This is a genomic window from Streptomyces sp. 4N509B (genome assembly GCF_052245655.1).
Lineage (GTDB): Bacteria > Actinomycetota > Actinomycetes > Streptomycetales > Streptomycetaceae > Streptomyces.
In genome coordinates, this window is record NZ_JBQQBZ010000006.1 from 198400 (window position 1) to 213900 (window position 15501).

Here is a 15501-nt window from a genome sequence, read left to right on the forward strand (position 1 = left end):
CAGCAACAGAAGCGCGACGTGCAGCGACATGGTCGTCCCCGTGTGTGGTGGTTTCCCCGTGAGCACTCGCGGTCGGTTAGCTTAGGCGAGAATCCGCACAAAGGCACGACACCGGAAGGAAGTTGTGTCGGCCGTTGGCGGAACCTGAACGTCCCGGGCACGCCGCGCGGCGGGATGGCGTGAACCCGCCGGGCACGGGCCGGGACCGGTCCGGTGGCGGGCCCGGGAGTCCCGCCGGGGCCCCCGGTGGCGGCGCGCCCTCAGCGGCGGTGGAGCACCGCCCGGCAGGTCACGCCGAACACCAGGCCCCAGAAGGCCGCCTCCAGTCCCAGCAGGGTGACGCCCGACGCGGCGGTCAGGAACGCGACGAGCGCGGCGTCCCGCTCCGCCGGCCGCGACAGGGCGTCGGCGAGGCTCCCGCCGAGGGCGCCGAGGAGCGCCACGCCCGCGATCGCCGCGACCAACGCGGGCGGCAGCGCCGTGAAGGCGCCGGCGACGGTCGCCCCGAACAGGCCGAGCACCACGTAGAACACGCCGCACGCCAGGCCGGCCGGGTAGCGGCGCCGGGGGTCGGCGTGGGCGTCGGGTCCCGTGCAGATGGCGGCCGTGATGGCGGCGAGGTTCAGCGCGTGCGCGCCGAACGGGGCCAGCACCGCCGAGGCCGTGCCGGTGCCCCAGATCAGCGGGCCGGTGGGCACCTCGTACCCGGAGCCGCGCAGGACCGCGAGGCCGGGGGCGTTCTGCGAGGTCATGGTGGTGAGGAAGAGCGGCAGCGCGAGGCCCACCAGGGCGTCCCCCGACCAGGCCGGCAGCGTCCAGACGGGTGCGGCCAGCCCCAGTTCGGTGCCGGTCAGGTCGATGGACCCGCCCGCCGCGGCGACGGCGACCCCGGCGGCCAGCGGCAGGGCCACGGCGTAGCGCGGCAGCAGCCGGCGGCAGAGCACGTACCCCCCGACGACCACGCCCGCCGTCAGCGGCTCGGCCTCCAGCGACGCGAAGGCGTCGAGCCCGAACCGGAGCAGCACCCCGGCCAGCACGGCCGAGACGACGGACGCGGGCACCCGCCGCATCAGCGCGTCGAGCCAGCCGGTCACGCCGACGACGATCGTCGCCAGCGCCGCCGCCACGTAGGCGCCGACGGCCTCCTCGTAGCGGTACCCGTCGAGCTGGGTGACCAGCAGCGCGGCGCCGGGCGTGGACCACGCGGCCACCACCGGCGCGCGGTACCGCAGGCTGAGCACGAAGCCCGTCACGCCGCTGCCCAGCGCGACGGCCCAGATCCACGAGGACAGCTGGTCCTGGCTCAGCTCGGCCGCGCGCGCCGCCTGCACGACGACGACCAGCGGCCCGGCGAAGGCGACCAGGACCGCGACGGCGCCCGCGGTGACGGCGGAGAGCGAGACGTCCCGCCACACCGGCCGCCGGGGCGCCGGCCCCGTGGGAGGAGGCGCGGGGTGGGCGGGCGCGGTCACAGCAGTTCGACGTTGTCGGCGGGGGGAAGGCGCCGCTTGCAGTCCAGCACGTAGGAGGCGCGGCGCAGCACCGCGTCGTAGTCCACGTCGTCGTGGTCGGTGAGCAGCACCACCGCGTCGGCGGCCGACAGCTCCTCCTCGGTCAGCGTCACCCGCACCACCCGGGGGTCCAGGGGCACGGACTCCCGGACGTGGGGGTCGGCGACGCGGACCTCGGCGCCGGTGCGCAGCAGCAGCTCGGTGACGCGCAGCGCGGGGGACTCCCTGGCGTCGCCGCTGTTGCGCTTGTAGGCCAGGCCCAGCACCAGCACGCGGGAGCCGCTGACGGGGCGCTGCCGCTGGTGGAGGGCCTCGACGAGGCGGCGCGTCACGTAGTGCGGCATCTGGCCGTTGATGTCGTTGGCGAGGTCGACGAAGCGGACGCGGCGGCCGAGGGTGCGCTCCACGCGCCAGGAGAGGTAGCTGGGGTCGACGGGCAGGCAGTGGCCGCCGACGCCGGGCCCCGGGGTGAAGCGCATGAAGCCGAACGGCTTGGTGGAGGCCGCGTCGATCGCCGACCAGGCGTCGACGCCGAGTTCGCGCGCGATGGTGGCGACCTCGTTGACCAGAGCGATGTTGACGTGCCTGAAGGTGTTCTCCAGGAGCTTGGCGAGCTCGGCGGTCTTCGGCCCCTCCACGGGGACGGTGCGGTCCACCACCGTGTCGTAGAAGGCGGTGACGTGGGCGAGCGACTCGGCGTTGACGCCGGAGACGATCTTCGGGGTGTTCTCCAGGGTCCAGCGCTGGTTGCCCGGGTCGATGCGCTCGGGGCTGTAGCCGAGGTGGAAGTCGGTGCCGGGCGCGAGGCCGCTCTCCTTCTGGAGGATGGTGCCGAAGACGTCCTCGGTGGTGCCGGGGTAGGTGGTGGACTCCAGCACCACCAGGGCGCCCGGCGTGAGGTGGGGGGCCAGGGTGTGGGCCGAGGACTCGACGGCGGTGAGGTCGGGGACGCCGTCGCGCAGCGGCGTCGGGACGGTGACGACGGCGACCTCGAAGCCGTCGAGCGCGGCCGGGTCGGTGGTCGGGCGGTACACGCCGGAGGCCAGCGCGGTGGCGAGGCGTTCGGGGGAGACGTCCTCGACGTAGGAGTCGCCCGCGAGCAGTCGCCCGACGCGGGTGGCGTCCACGTCGAATCCCACGACCTCGTGGCCCTGCTCGGCGGCGCGTAACGCCAGGGGCAGGCCCACGTATCCCTGGCCCATCACCGCCACGCGGCGGCGGGGGGCCTCGTTCGTCGGGTGGGTCATCGAGTCCTGCCTTTCACAACGGTCACAAACGAAAAGGGCTGGGGGAAGCCGGGGTGCGGGAGGGGGTGCGGGTGCGGTGCGGATGCGGGGCGCGGATGTGGGTGCGGGCGCGGCGGGCCGACCGAGGGCGTCGGTCAGCCGTGGTGAACCAGCAGCACGTTGGCCACCACCAGCACAACGACGCCGAACCGGTGGATGGTTACGCCCTGGCGGCGGGCGATCAGCACCCGTCCCGCGCGCAGGCCGTGGTGGGCCTGGCGGGCGCGCAGCGCGACGACGGGCAGCAGCAGCGCGCAGAACCACCACGGCACCGCGCCCAGCGCCCAGGCCAGGGCGATGGCGCCGGTCTCGCTCAGCGAGAGGACGGCGACGACGCCCCGGTAGGCGGCGGGGGAGACGCTGGTGGCGAGGTTGCGGCGGCCGGCCTCGCGGTCGCCCTCCACGTCGTTGATGTTGGAGTAGACGGAGACCATCAGGCTCCACAGCCCGAACAGGTAGCACTGCAACGCGGCGGCGCCGGTCATCTCCCCGTTGAGCAGGCCGAACGGCACGAGCACGCACAGCCCGGTGCTCAGCAGGATGACGGCCTCCTGGCCGCCCCGGTAGCTCAGCTTGAGGCCGTAGGAGTACTGGACGCTGATCACGACCGAGAGCGCGGCACCGGCCAGCGCCCACCACGGCCGGTGGGGCGCGGCCAGGGCGGCCAGCGACCACAGCGCCACGCCGGCCGCGGCGCAGGCCCAGCCGAAACGTATCGCCTGGCGGAGCGTCAGGCGCCCGTCGAGCAGGGGCTTGCGGTCGCGGGAGCGGAGGGTCTGGGCCGGGTCGTAGTTGCGGGCGTCGCTACCGTCGCGGTAGCCGGTGACGTCGTCGAGCGCGACGGTGGCGGCGACGACGCCGACCCATCCGAGGTCGAACAGGAGCAGCACCAGCCAGGTGCCGGGGTCCTCGCGCGTGGCGGCCGGCAGCAGCGCGGCGACGACGAGGACGCACAGGTAGTAGTCGAAGAAGGAGAGCTTGGCGAGCCGGACGTAGGCGGCGGCGCGGTCGCGGACGGTGGTGGACAGTGGGGTCGAGGCGGCGGTGGCGGTCATGAGCCCGCCCCCGCCGTCGCTATCTCCCCGTTCCCGTTCCCGCTCCCGTTCCCGTTCCCGTTCGCGACCTCGGTCCCGGCCGTGGCCTCGGCCGTGGCCGCGCCCCGCGCCGACGCGGCGCCGGGCCGGCGGGCGACGGTGCTGATCAGGACCTGGCTGAGCCAGTGGTGCGCCGGGTCGGCCATCTCGGCCAGCGCCTGGTCGATGCGGGCGTCGGTCACCAGCCCTGCCTCGACGATGCGGGGCCGCATGAACTCCAGCCACAGCATGTAGTGGCGGGCCTGGTCGGAGCCGCCGCGGACCATGACGACGCGGCCCTCGGCGGTCACGTCGTCCAGCCCGGCGGCCAGGGCCAGTCGGAGGTTGACGTGGCCGCCGCGCGGGTCGTGTCCCGACTGGCGCATCAGCCCGTAGCCGGCGGCCCGCACGTCCTGGAGGAAGTCCTCGGAGCCGGCGGTGCGGAAGAGGGTGGAGGAGTCGGTGTCCTCCAGGAAGAGCACCCCGCCGGGGCGCAGCGCGCGCACCAGGCGGGCCAGGGCCGCGGGCCGGTCCGGCAGGTGCTGGAGCAGCATGCGGGCGTGGACCAGGTCGAAGGCGGCCTCGGGGAGTTCGTCGGAGCACAGGTCGTGGTGGACGACCTCCAGCCACGGCAGCTCCTCGGCCAGGGGCAGCAGCCGCTCGGTCTGGAGGTCGGCGGCCGTCACCCGGCCCGAGGGGCCGACCCGTTCGGCCAGCCAGCGGGCCACCGAGCCCGAGCCGGCACCGACCTCCAGACAGTGCCAGCCGGGTGCCACGCCGAGCCGCTCCAGCCGCTCGAAGGTGCCGGGATCCCAGATGGCCTCGTTGGTGCGGAGGCGTTCGGTCTCCTTCTCCCACACCGGGTCGAAGACGTAGGTCTGAGGCATCGCGTGTGACCTCCTAGGTGCCCGTGGTTCTGTCGCCCTGTCGAGGTGTCGCTTCGTCGCTTCGCTACTTCGTTGCTTCGTCGGGCTGTGTGGTCTCTCGGTCCGTCGTCGTGCCCGCGCCGCCGTGATCGCGCTCCGGGGTCCGGCGGGCGCGGGGCGGGGGGAAGGGTGCTCCGGGTCAGTCGAAGAACTCGCAGACGGTGTCCGCGATGAACTCCACCTCGGCGTCCGTCAGGTGGGGCCAGATCGGGATGGCGAGGTTCCGGTCGGAGGCGAGCTGGGAGTTCGGCCACTGGGCGCCCTCCGGTGCCCAGTCCGAGAAGGCCGGCTGCCGCGGCAGCGGCACGGGGTAGTAGATGTGCGAGCCGATCTGGTGTTCGGTCAGGTAGGCGCGCAGGTCCTCACGTCGCTCCACCAGGAGCGAGTACACGTAGTAGCAGCGGCCGTTGCGGCCGGCCGGCGGGGCCAGGACGCCGCGGTCGCGCAGCGGTTCGAAGCGTTCGGTGTAATAGTCCGCGATCCGGGCGCGCCGCTCCAGCCGTTCGGGGAAACCGGCCAGCCGCCGCAGCTGGAAGACGGCCTGCACCTCGTCGAAGCGGCTGTTGACCCCCACGCGGTGGTGCAGGAAGCGCGTGACGCCGTCCTGCCCGTGGTTGCGCAGCATCCTGACCGTCCGCGCCAGCTCGGCGTCGTCGGTCAGCACCACCCCGCCCTCGCCCGCGGTGCCGAACGCCTTGACCTGGAAGAACGAGAAGACGCCGAGGTCGCCCCAGCGGCCGGCGGGCCGGCCGTCGAGCACGGCGCCCTGCGCGACGGCGGCGTCCTCCACGAGGGCCACGCCGTGGCGCGCGGCGATCTCGCCCAGCCGTGGCATGTCGGCCATGATCGAGAAGACGTGCGCGGGCATCAGCGCCCTGGTGCGCTCGGTGATCAGCGGCTCGACGGCGTCGGGGTCCATCACCATCGTCCACGGGTCCACGTCCGCGAAGACGGGCCGGGCCCCCACGTTGACGACCGAGCTCGCCACCGGCTGGCAGCAGAACGCGGGCACCACGACCTCGTCCCCGGGGCCGACGCCAAGCGCCCGCACGCACAGCTCCAGCGCCCCGGTGCCGCTGCCGCAGGCCACGACGTGTTCGGCGCCCGTGGCCTCGCGCAGCGCCTCCTCCAGCGCCGCGGTGTGCCCTCCGAGGATGAAGCGCTGCTCCGCCCCCGTGCCGAGCTCGTGCAGGGCCGACAGCATCGTCTCGCGGTCGGCCTCGAAGAGGTCGGGCGGGAAGAACGGCAGGGTACGGCCGACGGTGCTGGTCATGACGGGGCACCTCCCCGGTAGAAGTCGCTGACGGCCTCGCACACCCGGTCGACGTCCGCCAGCGCGAGGTCGGGGTGGAACGGCAGCGCCACGGTGCGGGCGCAGGCGGCCTCGGCGTGCGGGAAGTCGCCGGGGCGGTGCCCGAGGTGGGCGAAGCAGGGCTGGAGGTGCAGCGGCGTCGGGTAGTAGACCTCGGTGCCGATGCCCTGACGGGTCAGGTGCTCGACGAGCGCGTCGCGCCGCTCCACCTCGACCAGGTACACGTAGTAGACGGGGTTGGTGGCGGCCTCGCGCGGGACGACGGTGGGGAGCCGGGTGACGCCCGGGACGTCCCGCAGTCGCTCGGTGTAGGCCGCGGCCAGTTCGGCGCGGCGGGCGATCGCCGCGTCCAGCCGGGGCAGCTTGCCGAGCAGGACCGCAGCCTGGAGGTCGTCGGCCTTGCTGTTGGTGCCGGAGGCCCCGGAGAGGTTGGAGATGCCGGCGATGTGGTCCACCGTCCGGCCCATCCGGCCGTGGTGACGCAGCGTCGTGACGCGCTCGGCGACCTCGGGGTCGTCGGTCAGCACGGCCCCGGCGTCGCCCAGCGCCCCGAGCGTCTTGGTGGGGAAGAACGACAGGACGCCGCCGCGGCCGAGCAGCCCGGCGTGCCGGCCGTCCCAGCGCATGCCGATGGCCTCGGCGCTGTCCTCCACCACCATCAGCCCGTGGCGCCGCGCCACCTCCCCGAGGGCCGCCATGTCCGCGAGCTGCCAGAAGAGGTGGACCGGCATCACGGCCCGGGTGCGCGGGGTGACGGCGGCCTCGACGGAGGCCGGGTCGAGGGAGTAGCTGACGGGGTCGATGTCGGCGAAGACGGGCGTGGCGCGGGCCAGCGCGACCGACGACGCCGAGGCGACGAAGCTGAAGGCGGGAACGATCACCTCGTCGCCTGGCTCGATTCCGCAGGCGCGCAACAGCAGCACCAGGGCGTCGGTTCCGCTGTTGACGGCGAGAACGTGTCGCGCGCCGGTGTACGCGGCCAGCTCCTTTTCCAGCTGGGCGACCTGCCTGCCGTGGGAGAACTTCCCGCGATCGAAGACGGCGTTCACGTGCCGCTGAATATCGGGCCAGCACTCGGTGAAGGACGCCGCCTGTGTGAAGAACGGAACCGGACGGTTCTTATCCAGTACGGGAGAGCTCCGATCTGCACTTCGGATGGGGGAGATCACTTCCGTTTTTCCTCCCTGGTGCGACGGAGATATCGACGAGCGATGCTAGGCCCGCTGCGGTTATGTCGAGCAATAGCAAGGTTTTGCCATGGCCTTTCCGGGCCAGTGGCAAGCATCAGTCACCGGGGCGTTTGGCACTTGCCTTGACAACCCCCGGCGAGCGCCCTCACTTTTGACGAAGTGTCGCCACCCAATTTCTCGCCGACGCAGGGATGTGCTGACTTTGAAACGCGAAGAGAATTCGGCGAAAACGATCGTGCTGGCGGAGCCGCGGAGCTTCTGCGCCGGCGTCGAAAGAGCCATCGAAATCGTCGAGGTCGCGCTGGAGCGCTTCGGCCCGCCGGTCTACGTCCGCAAGCAGATCGTCCACAACCACCGCGTCGTGGCCGAGCTGGAGACGCGCGGGGCCCGGTTCGTGGACACGGTCGACGAGGTCCCGACCGGCGCCGTCTGCGTGTTCTCCGCCCACGGCGTCTCCCCGGCGGTGCGCGAGGCGGCCGCCTCCCGGGAGCTGACGGTGATCGACGCCACCTGTCCGCTGGTGTCCAAGGTCCACCAGGAGTCCCGGCGCTTCGCCGAGGACGAGCGGACCATCCTGCTCATCGGGCACCGCGACCACGAGGAGGTGGAGGGCACCTTCGGCGAGGCGCCCGAGCACACCCTCGTGGTGGGCACGGTCGAGGAGGTCAGGGAGCTGGAGCTGCCCCGGGACGCCCGCGTGGCGTACCTGACGCAGACCACGCTCGCCCTCGACGAGACCCGCGAGATCGTCGAGGCCATCCACGAGCGCTTCGACGACCCGCGCGGTCCCGGCAGCGAGGACATCTGCTACGCCAGCCAGAACCGGCAGAACGCGGTCAGGGCGGTGGCGGCCCGCACCGAGCTGGTGCTCGTGGTCGGGTCCGTGAACTCCAGCAACTCCGTGCGGATGGTCGAGGTCGCCCAGGGCGAGGGGGTGCCCGCCTACCTGGTCCCCGAGGCCCGTGACCTGCGGGAGGAATGGCTCACCGGGGTTGCGTCGGTGGGGGTGAGCGCCGGCGCGAGCGCCCCCGGCGAGCTCGTCAACGAGCTGCTCATGCGCCTGGCGGAGCTGGGTTTCGCTCACGTCGAGGTCGAACAGACCGCTACGGAGGACGTGGTCTTTGGCCTGCCCTCTGCCCTGAAGAACCCGAAGGCGGCCACCGCATGACACTGCCCACCAACCCGAACCCGCTGCCCCCCGCGCCCGCGTCGGACCGCGACGTCACCCTCGCCGGACTGCTCGCCGACGTGGAGCGCCGCATCGCCGACACCCTGGCGGCCGAGCGCGACCGCTGGTCGTCCGTCGACCCGCGCTGCGGCCCGTTCGTCGACGTCGTCGCCGCGCTCAGCACCGCCAAGGGCAAGCTGCTGCGCCCCCGCTTCTGCCTCCTCGGATACCTCGCCGTCGGCGGCGAGGCCGCCCGGCTGGGCTCGGCCGTCGACGCGGCGGCGGCCGTCGAGCTGCTGCACAGCTTCGCGCTGCTGCGCGACGACGTGCTCGACGACTCGCCCCTGCGCCGCGGCATGACCACCGCGCACGAGTGGCACGCCGCCGACCACCGCGACCGCGCGCTGCGCGGCGAGCCCCGCCGCTACGGCGAGGGCGTCGCCAACCTCGCCGCCGACCTCGCCCACGTCTACGCCGACCGGCTCACCCGCCCCCTCCCGGAGGCCGCCCGCGCGGTCTGGGACGAGCTGCGGGTGGAGGTCACCGTCGGGCAGTACCTCGACATCGCCGTCGCCGCCGAGGGCGTCGCCGATCCCGACCTCTCCCGCTGGATCGCGATCTGCAAGTCCGGCCGGTACACCATCCAGCGCCCGCTCCAGTTCGGCGCGGCCCTCGCCGGCCGGCCCGAGCTGGCGGCGGCCTTCGCGGAGTACGGCACGGCGCTGGGCGAGGCGTTCCAGTTCCGCGACGACCTCATCGACGCCTTCGGCGACTCCCGGGAGACCGGCAAGCCGGCGGGGCTCGACCTCGCCCGCTTCAAGATGAGCTACCTGCTGAGCCTCGCCGTCGGCCGCGACGAGCGGATCCGCCGGCTGGCCGCCGCCCCGGGCGGCCCGGCCGAGGCGCTGCGCATGCGGGAGCTGCTCGTCGAGACCGGCGTGGCCGAGGAGGTCGAACAGCGCATCGCCCGCCTGGTCGAGGACGCGCGCCGCGCCGTCGTGGACGCGCCGCTGGTGCCGCGCTGGCGTGCCGAGCTGCTCGACCTCACCTCCCTGGTCGCCTACCGGGACCGGTGACGCGCCGCCGAACGAGGACCGACCCCGAAGCCGACGAGCCGACACCCACCAGCCGACACCGACCAGCCGCACCCATGAGCCGACATCCACGAGCCGACGCCGACGCGCCGACGACCTGACGCCGACGACCCGTCGGCCGGTCACCGCCGGCCGGTGACCGCCACCCCACGCCGCCCACCGTCCACCGTCCACCGCTCCCCGCCACCCACCGCTCGAAGGAGACGCCCCGCTATGTTCCGGACCCTCATCATCGGAACGGGCCGCGCAGGTTACGGCCTGCACTGGCCGGTGATGCGCCGCCTGCGCGAGGGCGGCCGGTACCCCGAGCTGTTCGACCCCGCCCCGGTCGTGGCCGTCGACCCGGTGATGCCGGAGCCTCCCCCGGGGCTGACCACGGGACCCCTGCACCTGACCACACTCGAACGGGCCCGCTCCCTGCTGGACCCCGAGCGGACCGTCGTCCACCTGTGCACCCCGCCGGTGGCGCGGGTCGGCCCGTTGCGCGAGCTCGCCGACGCCGGGTTCCGTCGGGTCATCGTCGAGAAGCCGCTGGCGGCCGACCGGCCCGCGCTCCGCGAGCTGAAGGACCTGGCCGCCGCCGAGAAGCTCCGTCTCGCCGTGGTCTCGCCCTGGCTCGCCAGCTCCCTGACGGAGCGGCTGGCCGCCCTCGTCGCCGAGGGCCGGATGGGCGCGCTGCGCCGCGTCGCGGTCCGCCAGCACAAGCCGCGGTGGCGGCGCACCCTCGCCGACAACGGCCATCCCACCGCGTTCGACATCGAGGTGCCGCACTCCCTGGGCGTCTGCCTGCGCCTGGCCGGGGACGCCACCGTGGAGCGGGCGCGGCTGCACGACATGCGCCTGGGCACCACCGTCGTCCCGGCGATGGGCACGGCCGAGGCCGTGCTGCGCCACCACCCGGGACGAAAGCCGGGGGCCACCAGCCACATCGTCTCCGACCTCACCGCGCCGGTGCGCGAGCGCCGCATCGACCTCCAGTTCGACCGCGGCCGCGTCGTCGGGTACTACCCCCACGCCTCCGACGACCACTACGCGCAGCTGCTGACCAGCCCACTCGACGGCCCCGAGACCCGGGAGATATTCCCCGACGACGCCCTGTCGGCCTACCTGGCCCAGGCGTACCGCGACTTCCTCACCGACGCCGACCTCACCCCCGCGTTCGACCTCGCCACCCGCGTGGTGGAGCTGCTGGCCGACGCGAAGGACGCCGCGGGTCGGACCGCGGCCGACGCCCCCGGCGCGCCCGCGACCGGGAAGGCCGCCGACGAGGAGGTGGCCCATGCCGGCTGAGACCACCACGGCCGCGACCCCCGGCGCCGCCCCGCCCGGCATCCGCCTCGCCGGCGTCGGCGACGAGGCCGCCCCCGACACGGCCGGCCAGATCCTCGCCCACCAGCTGCTCGGTTGGAGCACGATCGAGCTGCGCTCCGTGGACGGCACCGCCCTCGCCGACCTCGACGACGACGCCTTCGCCCGTCTGGCGAAGGAGCTGCGCGACGCCGGCCTCGACGTCGTCTGCGTCGACTCCCGCATCGCCAACTGGGCCCGCCCCATCACCGGCGACGTGGGCCTCGACGTCACCGAGCTGGAGCGCCTGGCACCCCGCTGCGCCGCCCTCGGCACCCGCTACGTCCGCGTGATGTCCTACGCGCCGGACCCCGACGGCCTCCTCGACGACGCCGAGTGGGGCCGCCGCACCATCCGCCGCATGCGCCGCCTGGCCCGGCTCGCCGAGGACGCCGGCCTGGTCCTGCTCCACGAGAACTGCGCCGGCTGGGCCGGCTCCCACGCCGAGCGCGCCCGACGCCTGCTCGCCGAGGTCGACAGCCCCGCGCTGCGGCTGCTGTTCGACACCGGCAACGGCGTCGCCTACGGGTACGAGGCCCACGCCCTGCTCGTCGAACTCCTCCCGTGGGTGGAGCACGTCCAGGTCAAGGACGCCCGCGAGGAGGCGGGTGAGGCGGTCTACACCCTCCCCGGCGAGGGCGACTGCCGCGTCGCCGACTGCCTCCAGCTTCTCCTGGACCACGGCTACGCGGGCACCTGGAGCATCGAGCCGCACCTCACCGTCCGTCCCCACGAGGGACGCGGCCACGCCGACGACGCGGCGAGCGCCGCGACCGCCGACGGCGGGCTTCCCGCGACCGTCGCCGAGTTCGTGCGCTACGGCCGCGCGCTGGAGCGGCTGGCCGCCGGCCTGCGCCACCCCGGAGCCGCCTCGTGAACCAGCACGTGAACCAGCACGCGAGCCAGAACAGAAGCCGGCACGCCCACGCGAACGGGCACGGGAACGCCCACGCGAACGGGGACCGGAGCCCCGCCCCGGCCCCTCACCCGGCGGCCCGCCTCACCGACGCCGAACGCGCCCTGCTGCTGCGCCTCCTGCGGCTGCCCACCGCCGGCCCCCTGGAGGGCGGGGCGGAACCCCGCCTGTGGGAGGCACAGCGCGCCTACGCCGACGCCGCCCGCTCGCTCGGCTTCACCGTCCTCCACCACGCCGCCCCCGACCCCGCCGAGGTGACGGGCGACCACGTGCCGGACGCCGTGCGGCGCGCCTGCGCCGAGGACCCCTCCTTCCTCGCCTCCCAGCCGAGCCTGGTGCTCGCCCTCGGCCCGGCCGACGCGCCCCGCGCCGACACCGTCATGTTCAACGTCCACCTCGACACCGTCGCCGGCGACGAACCCGTCGTCTTCGACGGCACCCGCTTCACCGGCCGTGGCGCGATCGACGCCAAGGGCCCGGCCGTCGCCCTCCTGGCCGGCGTGCGGGCCGCCCTCGCCGAGTGCCCGGAGCTGGCCGAGGACACCCGCGTCCTGATCCAGGCCGTGTCCGGCGAGGAGGGCGGCACCATGGGCGTCTTCGGCACCCGCCCCCTCGTCCACCGCGGCTGGTACGGCCGGCTCAACGTCTTCTGCGAACCGACGGGGCTGCGGCTGCTGCCGCGCGCCACCGCCTCCATGACCGCCCGCCTGCGCGTCGACGGCCAGGACGCGATCGACGACCGCCCCGCCGCCGGACACAACGCGACGGTGCTCCTGGGCCACCTCGCCCAGCACCTCGCCGCCCGCCTCCCGGCACGCGCTCCGGCCGGCAGCCAGGTCTGCGTCGCCGGCCTCCACACCGGCCACCTCCACAACAAGGTCTACGGCACCGGCCGGCTGCTGCTCAACTGCTCCTACGCCGAGGCCGCGGACGGGCGGGCCCTGGCCCAGGCCCTGACGGAGGAGGTCGCCGCCGGCCTGCGGGACTTCGCCCGCGCCTTCGCCGACCACCGGGACCTGGCGCGCACCGCCGCCGACGCCGCCGTCGTCACGCGCGTCGAGTGGCTCAAGCGGGACCTGCCCGCCCTGGGGCCCGCCGACGACCCGTGGGCCACCGAACTGCTCGCCGAGCGGGCGGGACTGCCCTGGTGGCCGGCCGACGAGCCCGCGTTCACCTGCGACGCCCTGTGGATGGCCGAGCTGCCCGAGGCGTACACCGTCGTGCTCGGGCCCGGGGACCTCGCCCACAACCACGGCCACGCCAGCGGCGAGTTCGCCGAGCTGGGCGAGCTGGAGGCGTTCGCCGACGCCGTCCGCCGCGTCCTCGTCCACTTCGCCCGCGGGGAGCGACCCGGCGGCGGCGGCTCCTCGCGCCGACCCGACCGGGCCGGGACGGCCCGCGGCTGACCACGACCACCGACCACCGACCACCTTCCACCGAGAGCCCGCCCGACAGCCCGCCCGTCCCACCGACCGACCGCCCCAGCTCACCCGTGAAGGAGCCAAGGAGACCCGATGTCGTCCTCTCCCGCAGCGCCCACCGCCGCCGTCCGCGTCGGCCACGAGGACCTGGTGGCGTTCACCACCGACGTCCTCGCCGACCGCGGCCTGCCCCCGCGGCGCGCCCGCCAGTCCGCCGAGGCCCTCGTCTACGGCGACCTCGCGGGACTCACCTCCCACGGCCTGACCAACCTCACCCGCCTCTACCTCCCCGCCCTGGACTCCGGCCACATCGACGCCACCGCCGAGCCGGAGAAGGTCACCGACACCGGCCCCGCCGTCCTCCTCGACGGCCGCCGCGCACTCGGGCTGTGGGCGGCCACCGAGGCGTTGACGCTGGCCGCCGACCGCGCCGCCGAGACGGGCGTCGGCCTGGTCACCATGCGCGACGGCACCCACGTCGGCTGCGCCGGCTACCACACCCGCCGCATCGCCGAGGAGCGCGGCGCCGTCGCGATCCTCGCCACCAACTGCGGCCGGCAGCGCATCGCCCGCCCACCCGGCGGCGTGGCCGCCCTGTTCGGCACCAACCCGTTCAGCATCGCCGCCCCCGCCGGCGACCACCCCCCGTACGTCCTCGACATGAGCACCACCGTCGTCCCCACCGGCCGCGTGCGGGCCGCCGCCCGCGCCGGCGAGTCCATACCGGCCGGCTGGCTGGAGGACGCCGACGGGTGGCCCGTCACCGACCCCCACGCCCTCGACGCCGGCACCGGCTTCCTGCGCTGGCTCGGCGGCGACCGCGCCACGGGCGCGTACAAGGGATACGGCCTCGGGCTGATGGTCGAGGTCCTCGCCGCGCTGCTGCCGGGCGCCGGCACCGGCCCCGCCCCCGAGGCGCTCGACGGCGACGGCCGGCCCACCGGCCGCGACGACGACATCGGCATCACCGCCCTCGTCCTCGCCCCCGACGCGCTGCGCCCCCGCGAGGACTACGTCGACCAGTCCCACGGCCTGTTCACCGCGCTGCTCGACTGCCCGCCCCTGGACCCCACCCAGCCCGTGCGCTACCCGGGCTGGCCCGAGTGGCGCGCCGCCCATGACAACACCCGGCACGGCGTGCCGCTCGCCCCCTCGCTGGCCGCCGAGCTCGCCGCCCTCGCCGAGGAGCGCGGCATCACGCCGCCCGCCGCCCTGCGGGGAGGTGCCGCCCGGTGACCGCGACCGCGACCACCCCGCCGCTGCGCGTCGGCATCATCGGCCTCGGCGTCATCGCGAAGTTCTACGTCGCCGCGTTCGCGCACCTGCCGTCGGTGGAGCTGACGGCCGTCTGCGACCTGCGCCCGCGCGCCCTCGACCCGTTCCGCTCCGGCCCGGCGTGTTACACCGACCACCGCGCGCTGCTCGCCGACGACGCCGTGGACGCCGTCGTCGTCAACGTCCCGAACGACGTCCACGCCGCCGTCTGCCGCGACGCCCTGACCGCCGGCCGGCCCGTCTGCGTGGAGAAGCCCCTGACGACCCGGCTCGCCGACGGCCGAGAGCTGGTCGCCCTCGCCCGCGCGCGCGGCGTGCCGCTGTTCACCTCCTTCCACCGCCGGTACAACGACGAGGTGCTCCGCCTGCTGGCGGCCGTCCCCCGGGAGAACCCGGTCCGCTCCCTCACGGTCCGGTACCTGGAGATGATCGAGGAGCACGCGGGGGACGACCGCTGGTACCTCGACCCCGAGCGCTGCGGCGGCGGCTGCGTCGCCGACAACGGGCCCAACGCCTTCGACCTGGTCCGCCTCTTCCTCGGTGACGTCGCCCTCGTCGGCGCAGAGGTGGTCCGCGACGCGCACGGCGTCGACCGGCAGGCGCGCGTCGAGCTGCGCGCCGTCCGGGCGGACGCCCGCGCCGAGGTCGAGCTGGACTGGTCCCACGAGGGCGAGACGAAGGACGTCGCCGTCGAGCTCGCCGACGGCACGCGGATGACCGCCGACATGCTCGCGGGCCACACCGCGTTCAAGGGCTCCCTGTGGCACGAGTACGTGGGTGTCCTCGCCGACTTCGCGGGCACCGTCCGCCGCCACGCCGAGACCGGAACCGGGACCGGAACCGGGACCGGAACCGGGACCGGAACCGGGACCGGAACCGAGGCCCCCGGCCCCAGCCCCGCGACCGACCCCGCGCCCGCCCCCGCGCACGCCCGCGGCGAGAAACACGACGGGCTCGCAGCCCTCGAACTCGCAGACGACGT

The 15501-nt window shown here is 74.7% G+C and carries 13 protein-coding genes; 7 read left to right on the plus strand and 6 right to left on the minus strand.

Annotation, left to right across the window (positions count from 1 at the left end; translation table 11 throughout):
* Positions 1-260: 260 nt before the first annotated feature.
* The 6 genes from ACTWP5_RS09605 to ACTWP5_RS09630 all read right to left on the minus strand — a co-directional run bounded on the left by ACTWP5_RS09605 (position 261) and on the right by ACTWP5_RS09630 (position 7277).
* The gene (locus ACTWP5_RS09605) at positions 261-1472 is read right to left on the minus strand and encodes a benzoate/H(+) symporter BenE family transporter (protein ID WP_443220366.1); all 1212 of its coding nucleotides are present in this window, start codon (positions 1470-1472) and stop codon (positions 261-263) included.
* Entirely contained in the window at positions 1469-2758 is a 1290-nt protein-coding gene (locus ACTWP5_RS09610; protein ID WP_443220367.1) for a nucleotide sugar dehydrogenase, read from the minus strand. The genes ACTWP5_RS09605 and ACTWP5_RS09610 overlap by 4 nt, the downstream gene beginning before the upstream one ends.
* A gap of 134 nt (positions 2759-2892) precedes the next feature.
* The gene (locus ACTWP5_RS09615) at positions 2893-3852 is read right to left on the minus strand and encodes a UbiA family prenyltransferase (RefSeq protein WP_443220368.1); all 960 of its coding nucleotides are present in this window, start codon (positions 3850-3852) and stop codon (positions 2893-2895) included.
* On the minus strand, positions 3849-4757 hold the full coding sequence (locus tag ACTWP5_RS09620; protein WP_443220369.1) for a class I SAM-dependent methyltransferase: 909 nt from the start codon (positions 4755-4757) through the stop codon (positions 3849-3851). The genes ACTWP5_RS09615 and ACTWP5_RS09620 overlap by 4 nt, the downstream gene beginning before the upstream one ends.
* Positions 4758-4935: 178 nt before the next feature.
* Positions 4936-6069: a DegT/DnrJ/EryC1/StrS family aminotransferase gene (locus tag ACTWP5_RS09625; protein ID WP_443220370.1), complete on the minus strand. Its 1134-nt coding sequence runs from the start codon at positions 6067-6069 to the stop codon at positions 4936-4938.
* The gene (locus tag ACTWP5_RS09630) at positions 6066-7277 is read right to left on the minus strand and encodes a DegT/DnrJ/EryC1/StrS family aminotransferase (RefSeq protein WP_443220371.1); all 1212 of its coding nucleotides are present in this window, start codon (positions 7275-7277) and stop codon (positions 6066-6068) included. The genes ACTWP5_RS09625 and ACTWP5_RS09630 overlap by 4 nt, the downstream gene beginning before the upstream one ends.
* A 256-nt stretch (positions 7278-7533) precedes the next feature.
* On the opposite strand from ACTWP5_RS09630, the gene ispH reads away from it, so the two are divergent.
* The 7 genes from ispH to ACTWP5_RS09665 form a co-directional block, all read left to right on the plus strand.
* The gene (ispH, locus tag ACTWP5_RS09635; protein ID WP_443220372.1) at positions 7534-8466 is read left to right on the plus strand and encodes a 4-hydroxy-3-methylbut-2-enyl diphosphate reductase; all 933 of its coding nucleotides are present in this window, start codon (positions 7534-7536) and stop codon (positions 8464-8466) included.
* On the plus strand, positions 8463-9542 hold the full coding sequence (locus ACTWP5_RS09640; RefSeq protein WP_443220373.1) for a polyprenyl synthetase family protein: 1080 nt from the start codon (positions 8463-8465) through the stop codon (positions 9540-9542). Before ispH ends, ACTWP5_RS09640 begins: the two co-directional genes overlap by 4 nt.
* A 231-nt stretch (positions 9543-9773) precedes the next feature.
* A complete protein-coding gene (locus tag ACTWP5_RS09645) occupies positions 9774-10850 on the plus strand; it encodes a hypothetical protein (protein ID WP_443220374.1) in 1077 nt (358 codons plus the stop codon).
* Entirely contained in the window at positions 10840-11784 is a 945-nt protein-coding gene (locus ACTWP5_RS09650) for a sugar phosphate isomerase/epimerase family protein (RefSeq protein WP_443220375.1), read from the plus strand. Before ACTWP5_RS09645 ends, ACTWP5_RS09650 begins: the two co-directional genes overlap by 11 nt.
* Positions 11781-13229 (plus strand): M20/M25/M40 family metallo-hydrolase, encoded by a 1449-nt coding sequence (locus ACTWP5_RS09655; RefSeq protein ID WP_443220376.1) that lies wholly within the window; start codon positions 11781-11783, stop codon positions 13227-13229. The genes ACTWP5_RS09650 and ACTWP5_RS09655 overlap by 4 nt, the downstream gene beginning before the upstream one ends.
* A 108-nt stretch (positions 13230-13337) precedes the next feature.
* Entirely contained in the window at positions 13338-14480 is a 1143-nt protein-coding gene (locus ACTWP5_RS09660; protein WP_443220377.1) for an Ldh family oxidoreductase, read from the plus strand.
* On the plus strand, positions 14477-15501 hold a 1025-nt coding region (locus tag ACTWP5_RS09665), incomplete at its 3' end, for a Gfo/Idh/MocA family protein (RefSeq protein ID WP_443220378.1). The genes ACTWP5_RS09660 and ACTWP5_RS09665, both read left to right, overlap by 4 nt.

Coding starts and splice junctions, on each gene's coding strand:
- ACTWP5_RS09660 (WP_443220377.1), top strand. CDS start 13,338: ATGTCGTCCTCTCCCGCAGCGCCCACCGCCGCCGTCCGCGTCGGCCAC.
- ACTWP5_RS09610 (WP_443220367.1), bottom strand. CDS start 2,758: ATGACCCACCCGACGAACGAGGCCCCCCGCCGCCGCGTGGCGGTGATG.
- ACTWP5_RS09645 (WP_443220374.1), top strand. CDS start 9,774: ATGTTCCGGACCCTCATCATCGGAACGGGCCGCGCAGGTTACGGCCTG.
- ACTWP5_RS09625 (WP_443220370.1), bottom strand. CDS start 6,069: ATGACCAGCACCGTCGGCCGTACCCTGCCGTTCTTCCCGCCCGACCTC.
- ACTWP5_RS09620 (WP_443220369.1), bottom strand. CDS start 4,757: ATGCCTCAGACCTACGTCTTCGACCCGGTGTGGGAGAAGGAGACCGAA.
- ACTWP5_RS09650 (WP_443220375.1), top strand. CDS start 10,840: ATGCCGGCTGAGACCACCACGGCCGCGACCCCCGGCGCCGCCCCGCCC.
- ACTWP5_RS09615 (WP_443220368.1), bottom strand. CDS start 3,852: ATGACCGCCACCGCCGCCTCGACCCCACTGTCCACCACCGTCCGCGAC.
- ACTWP5_RS09640 (WP_443220373.1), top strand. CDS start 8,463: ATGACACTGCCCACCAACCCGAACCCGCTGCCCCCCGCGCCCGCGTCG.